Source organism: Janibacter massiliensis, assembly GCF_900289115.1.
GTDB classification, from domain to species: Bacteria; Actinomycetota; Actinomycetes; order Actinomycetales; family Dermatophilaceae; genus Janibacter_A; species Janibacter_A massiliensis.
Map to the genome: position 1 here is coordinate 1 of NZ_LT985206.1, position 1,495 is coordinate 1,495.

A 1,495-nucleotide genomic window follows, 5' to 3' on the forward strand; every position below is an offset into this window, starting at 1 on the left:
GTCGACAGACTGGGGGGATGCTCGAGTCAACGCCCCTGCCGCACCCCGTCGTCGGGGGGTCGTTCACCTCGCCCGTCGCGCCCGGGACCGGGTGGCCGGACGACCCCGCCGACGCGACGACCCCGATCGCGACCGCCGCCGCCGACGTCGAGCGGCTGGCCGTGACGGCGAACCCCGCCGAGCTCGCCGCCCGGATCACCACCTGCCGGGCGTGCCCGCGGCTCGTCGCCTGGCGCGAGGAGGTCGCCGTCGCCAAGCGGGCGGCGTTCCGTGACGAGCCGTACTGGGGTCGTCCCGTCCCGGGGTTCGGACCGGTCGACGCCTCGATCCTCATCGTCGGTCTCGCCCCCGCGGCCCACGGCGCAAATCGCACCGGGCGCAACTTCACGGGCGACCGGAGCGGCGACTGGCTCTACCGCGCGCTGCACCGGGCGGGGTACGCGAACCAGCCACAGGCATGGGCGGCAGGGGATGGGCTCGAGCTCCGGGACGTGCGCATCGTCGCCCCGGTCCGGTGCGCACCCCCGCAGAACAAGCCGACGGCGGACGAACGCACGACCTGCGCCCCGTGGCTGGACGCCGACCTCGCGCTGTCCGCCCCGCACGTGCGATCGATCCTCTGCCTGGGCTCGATCGGCTGGGCGGCGACGCTCGCCAGTGTGCGGCACGCCGGCTGGCAGGTCCCGCGACCCTCACCCCGTTTCGGGCACGGCGCTCGGGCGGCTCTGCGCACCCCCGAGGGCCGCGAGGTCACCCTCGCCGGCAGCTACCACGTGAGCCAGCAGAACACCTTCACCGGCCGGCTCACCGAGGCGATGCTGGACGAGGTCATCGGGTCCCTGTGACCCGCCGGGGCGATCAGGTCCAGAAGTAGGCGACAGCCGTGTTCACGAGCGTGAGGACGAGGGCCACCCACGGCAGCGGCGAGGACTCCCCACGCTTGCGCTTGGCCCACGCGATCTCGCAGCAGGCGACGACGGCGACCGCGACGAGGAGCTTGACCCCGACCTTCGCGTGGTTGAGCTCCGCCCCCATCCCCTCGTTGATCCCGACGAGCGCGAGGCCGAGCAGGAGCTGGAGCCGCGCGGCCCACGTCAGCAGCGCGCTCGCCGCACCGCGGTAGACCAGCGGGGCGGCGATGAGAACCACCATGACGATCGTGTGGAGCAGGACGAGAACGGTGTGGAGCGGACCCATGGACGGCAAGCCTAGGGGGCGGCTCCGACATGATCGCGACCGCAGCGGACACGCACCCCCGATCGCGCGCGTCGACGCGTCCGCCGACCGGATCTGCGCGCCATGAGTGACATCTGCGCGCCGAACCCCACGTCCATCTCTCATTCCTTCCTCGCCTTCCCGCTCGGCCCACCCCCCGACGCCCGCTATCCGGCGCGGGGGTCCTCCCCGGCCGCCCTCATGCCCTCGCCGCCCCCTCGGCTCCCCGTCCCCGGGGCCGCCTCGACCCGCTCTCGGCCCCCCCCGCCCGTTCGTCATG

General features: G+C 74.0%; 2 protein-coding genes. One reads left to right on the forward strand and one right to left on the reverse strand.

The window, feature by feature from the left end; genetic code table 11:
* The first annotated feature begins 17 nt into the window (after positions 1–17).
* The gene (locus DAA34_RS12010; RefSeq protein WP_106820213.1) at positions 18–845 is read left to right on the forward strand and encodes a uracil-DNA glycosylase; all 828 of its coding nucleotides are present in this window, start codon (positions 18–20) and stop codon (positions 843–845) included.
* A gap of 13 nt (positions 846–858) precedes the next feature.
* Here DAA34_RS12010 and DAA34_RS12015 read toward each other — a convergent pair whose 3' ends face one another.
* Positions 859–1,197: a hypothetical protein gene (locus DAA34_RS12015; protein WP_106820215.1), complete on the reverse strand. Its 339-nt coding sequence runs from the start codon at positions 1,195–1,197 to the stop codon at positions 859–861.
* Positions 1,198–1,495: the final 298 nt, after the last annotated feature.

What these genes read in the sequence shown, in the direction of transcription:
- DAA34_RS12010 (WP_106820213.1), top strand. Translation starts at nt 18, where the DNA reads ATGCTCGAGTCAACGCCCCTGCCGCACCCCGTCGTCGGGGGGTCGTTC.
- DAA34_RS12015 (WP_106820215.1), bottom strand. Translation starts at nt 1,197, where the DNA reads ATGGGTCCGCTCCACACCGTTCTCGTCCTGCTCCACACGATCGTCATG.